We start from the raw sequence: 4,938 nt of genomic DNA, 5'->3' as shown, positions 1-4,938 counted from the left end.
TAGTGGAAAGCGCATTTCACCCATAAGTTGAATTGGGGAATCTAATGTTAATCCGAAATAGAAAACGCCCTGCTCAATGAGAGGGCGTTTAGGTTTAAATGAATAACAATTGCGATAACGAATTGTGTAAGTTGCTTATTGACCTGAGTAACGAAAAGCTTCTCGTGTGAGTGTATTCAGCTCGACATCACTCATACCACTGTGAGCCACAGTAATACGCCCGAGATAGATATGCGGGATTTCTGCTGCTCGTTTTTCAACGTAAAATTTGATCGCTTCAGCCGTTGCTACACCTAAATCGTCGCTCATACGCATGGGTGTGGCATCCAATTCATCGCGTTTTATCTTCTCGATCTCTTTTGCCGTTCCACCCCAGCCTGTCACAAAAATATCTTTGTGTTTATTGGCTTCTTTTAGTGCATCGACAGCGCCCATTGTCATTGCAGTGTTGGCATTGTGAATCATAGAAACTTCTGGAAAATTATCTAAAACTAAACGAACACCATCAGCTCCCCCGAGCTTCTGATACTGTCCGAAATGTTCGTAAAGACTAAGCCAATCGCCTTTCTCTTCTACGCAGTCAATAAAACCCTGTGAGCGTTGAGTATCGGTAATTCCAGGTATACCACGGTTAGCGGCAAACTCAATCCCTTTGCCTAAGTGATTGATTACGTAGTCACAAAGTACCTCTGCACCCATTTCACTAGAAAAATCGAACCATGCATCTGGCTGATGCGTCCATTCTGGGTTAGGGGTATGGAACGCCCAAATAAAGGTTTGAAAATCTTTAGATGCAGATAATTTTTGAATATTCTCGGCTTGTATACCAAGCTCAGATGGTCCGAAAATGACAAAATCGTATGGAATGTCTGAATTGAGAACCGTTTCAGTATATTGTGTCTGCAACGAGTGTTCTATCTGCTTAGAGGCAAACTCATCGATTTCAAAAGGGAGGTTTAGTGCCTCCAGACGTTTTGTCATTGCCATGAAGTTACGTACCCAAAAATCAGAGATATCGGCGCTTGGATAAATAATTGCAATGCGAACGGACTTGCTCAGTTTTTTAGTTAGCGGTTCAGGATTGGCGCTTACCGTAACTTGAAAACTGTCTAGTTTTTTAGCATCTATTTGATGTGTAAAGGAGTTCTCGCCCTTGTTGTCCTTGGTTAAGCCTTCGATTGGCATGGTTGTTAGAGCTATGAATATTGCAGCAAGAAAAAATTTATAAATCTGGTCACCCATCACTGTTACCAATTGTTTAATTATGTATTAACATTATTGTTAATCTATATAAAAATGCTTACAAAAAAATAATTAAATATACAAATATATGAAGAAAATCATACGCTGGCTCGTTTCTTGGTTCATAGTTGCTTATAGCTCATACAGTATAGCCAATACTTTTGATGGGGATTTTCTCGCTTACGCGCGTGAAAAAGTTGCAAAAGCGGTGGCAAGCGACCTGAATTGGGATGGCCCTACAGACGGCCCGAAAATGGTCCATGATAAGAACATCATCTTCATTGCTTCTGATCTCAGAAATGGAGGTGTGTATGGCGTGGCGCGAGGAATGTCACAAGCCATTTCCAATTTAGATTGGCATCTTCGCTTTATCGATGGATTGGGTTCTGAAGTGAGGCAGGGAGCGGCTTTGAGAAAAGCCATTGGGTTTGAACCCGATGCGATCGTCCTTGGGGGGATAGATGCGCAACGTCATCAAGAAATCCTAAGACTTGCAGAAAGTTTAGGGATAGTGGTGATTGGTTGGCATGCAACCGAGCAAGCAGGTGGAAACGAAGAGCTTGGGTTGTACATGAACATAACGACTGATCCACTTGATGTGGCTGAAGTGGCTGCGCTATTGGCTATTGTGAATTCCAACGGCAATGTTAATGCTGTGGTGTTTACAGACCCTAACTACGAGATTGCCACTATAAAAGCCAACGTGATGGCAGACACAATCAAGCGTTGCGAAACTTGTAACCTATTGGAGGTACAACCGCTGCCGTTAGATAAAATAGCTGAGGAGATGCCAGAAACCTTCGAGTACCTTTGGGACAAGCATGAAGAACAGATCACTCATATTTTGGCTATTAACGATTTATACATCGATTACGCAATCCCATCGCTGGAATCTAATGTTGAGAAAGGAAAACCCGTTCCAGACAATATTTCTGCAGGTGATGGAAGTAAGGCAGCGTATAAGCGCATCGACCAAGACTATTTCCAGTTAGCAACCGTTCCAGAGCCTCTTTACCTACAAGGGTGGCAGACAGTGGATGAGCTAAACCGAGCTTTTCATGGCATGCCACCAAGTGGGTATTCGGCACCAGTACACTTAGTGACACCGGAAAACGTAGCAGAACTTATTAATCAGGAAGATACGGGTATCTATGACCCGCAGAACGGCTACCGTGACGCCTACCTAAAAATATGGAAGGGCCGATGAAATTGAATCAAGCTAGCATTACTCAGCGCCTCATATTTTCCAATCTATTGCTATTGGCCATTCTTAGTATTGCCCTGTTCACCGTTATTCGTTCACTATATTACGTCGAATCTACTCTGAAAACCGAAGCTTCCGAGCACGTTTCCGTACTTACGGTGAATTCTGAAATCAGCCGCCGAGTTTTCGCACTGACTTCAAGAGTTAAATTACTGGAGCAGACGTTTCTGTTTAGCGAAACTACGTTGTCGGAAGAAGCGTTCAATATCGATCTTCAACTACAACGCTTAAGGGATCTTTCGACTAACCGTGATTTCTCGAAGAAAATGGACTCGTTTATCGATAACTTCCACCGTTTTTTGGGTAGCTCACTGGCGTTGAACCGAATCCTAAAACAGACCCAAGAAATTGACGACTCTTTAGCTGTACAGCTTGATCAACTTGAATTGATTGTCGCCGACAGCAAACTCACCCATATCCGCGAACCAAACTACATTCGTTATAACAACGAACTCGACTTGGTAAACATGCTGCGTGAAGTGTTTCTTACCGTTGGTAAAATGGTCGGGAGCATTCATAGCCGTATCACACCAGAAACAGAGAAAGTGCTGATAATCGAGATTCAAAAAGAATTGGACATCTTTTTGCTGCACTTAGAAAACGTCGACATCGCCACCAGTGAAGTCAAAGCGCAAAAAAAGCGGATGAAGCGCACGGTGAGACGTTATAACGCAGCATTACGCCGTATTAGCGCGAATTTGGAACAGCGTTGGGTAGTAATGAAAGCATTGGTGAGCGCGCAAAACGAATTGCTTGATATGGTGGAAAGAACAGAAGCACGTGTGCAAAAGCAAGCTCTGCAGCTAACCCAGCAATTAGAGCAAGAAATTAGCCAATCCAGATTTAACGCAATCATCATCAGTATTCTTGCATTTCTTACCTCCTTACTGCTCATCAGCCAAGTCGTGAAACGGCATATTCGAAAACCGCTGGATGATTTAAAAGAAGGGTTTGAAGGTCTAGAGTCTCAAGGCGCGAATAAACCGATCAACCTAGGCAGAACGGATGAATGGAGCCATATAGAAAACGCGTTTAACAAGATGGCTATTCGTCTATCTCAAGCGTATTCCGACTTGAATGAAGAGAAGAAAAATTTCGACTTTTTGGCTCATCACGATCCGCTGACAGGTTTGGCAAACAGGCTACTGGCTACCAAAAGATTGGATGAGGAAATTACCAAAGCGACCGATGAAGAGACATCATTTCTGTTGCTGTACCTAGATGTAGATGAATTTAAAACGATCAACGACTCTTTAGGTCACGCTTCCGGTGATAACTTGTTGGCGAGCATTGCGGAAATTCTTGATCAGTTGATTACGGACATTGGATTCGTCGCTCGAATGGGAGGGGATGAGTTCATGGTGGTTTTGACCAAAGTAGACAGTTTATCGAGTGGCGAAGTGCTGGCAGATCGCATTAACAAAGCGTTACGAAAACCCTATTACATTCAAGATAAAACGGTGTTTGTTTCGGCCAGTATTGGGGTTTGTCAATTCCCTCACCATGGTGCAGATGGTGAAACCCTCATTCGAAATGCAGACACGGCTATGTACCACGCCAAACGAAACGGTCGGGATCAGTACCGAGTGTATGCGGATAAGATGACCTTAGAAGTGACCGATTTGATTGAAACCAACGTTGGTTTACACCAAGCGATTAAGAATGATGAGCTGGTTGTTTATTTCCAACCCAAGATTGACTTACATTCTCAAAAAGTCATCGGAGCGGAAGCCTTGGTGCGCTGGCAACATCCAAGGCTGGGATTACTTCCTCCTATTGATTTCCTCGAAGTGGCAGAGAAAACGGACCTGATTATTGATATCGACAAATGGGTATTCAGGGAAGTAGCCAGTTTGATATCTGAATGGCAAAACGAAGGAACGAATTTAGAGGGCGTCATGTTCTCGGTTAACTTCTCAGCGAGAATGTTCTACATGACGGACTTAGCAGAACAGTTACAAAGTATCCTCGATGAAACGGACTGCAAGCCTCATCAATTGCTGCTGGAAATAACCGAGCGAGACATGATGCGTGATTTTGAAACCTGCGTTCGCACTATTGAAACGTTGAGAGCACGAGGCTATAAGATTGCCATCGACGACTTTGGTACGGGGTATTCGTCACTCTCTGTTCTCAAAAACCTATCAGCAGACTGCATTAAGCTCGACAGAGGCTTCATTCAAGATGTGAATTCGTCCAAGCTGGATTATGAAATTACCAGCGCTGTCCTCAAAATGGCTCAAGTTCTGGATTTAGCGGTGATAGCCGAAGGGGTAGAAACCAAAAGCCATGTCGATACACTATTGAAAATCGGTTGCCGCTGCGCTCAAGGCTTTTACTTCGCCAAACCATTACCTGTTGATGATTGGCTAGATTATCTGACCGATGATCAGAAGAAACAGAGACAAGGATAACTTATACCAATCGTAGTA

Annotated in this window: 3 protein-coding genes; 2 read left to right on the top strand and 1 reads right to left on the bottom strand. The window is 43.4% G+C overall.

What is annotated here, in order from left to right; all coding sequences use genetic code 11:
* Positions 1-135: 135 nt before the first annotated feature.
* Complete coding sequence (locus VPNCDNU1_RS03180; protein ID WP_104399084.1) at positions 136-1,185, bottom strand: substrate-binding domain-containing protein; 1,050 nt, start codon at positions 1,183-1,185, stop codon at positions 136-138.
* A 145-nt stretch (positions 1,186-1,330) separates the two neighbouring features.
* Here VPNCDNU1_RS03180 and VPNCDNU1_RS03175 point away from each other — a divergent pair, with 145 nt between their 5' ends.
* Positions 1,331-2,449 carry a substrate-binding domain-containing protein gene (locus VPNCDNU1_RS03175; RefSeq protein WP_104399023.1) on the top strand — a complete coding sequence of 373 codons (1,119 nt, stop codon included), beginning with the start codon at positions 1,331-1,333 and terminating at the stop codon, positions 2,447-2,449.
* Complete coding sequence (locus VPNCDNU1_RS03170; protein WP_104399022.1) at positions 2,446-4,920, top strand: putative bifunctional diguanylate cyclase/phosphodiesterase; 2,475 nt, start codon at positions 2,446-2,448, stop codon at positions 4,918-4,920. The genes VPNCDNU1_RS03175 and VPNCDNU1_RS03170 overlap by 4 nt, the downstream gene beginning before the upstream one ends.
* The last annotated feature ends 18 nt before the right edge of the window (positions 4,921-4,938 follow it).

This window comes from Vibrio penaeicida, from assembly GCF_002933855.1.
Taxonomy (GTDB): domain Bacteria; phylum Pseudomonadota; class Gammaproteobacteria; order Enterobacterales; family Vibrionaceae; genus Vibrio; species Vibrio penaeicida_A.
Note: the sequence above shows the minus strand (reverse complement) of the source record. Positions and strands in the feature narration are given on the sequence as shown.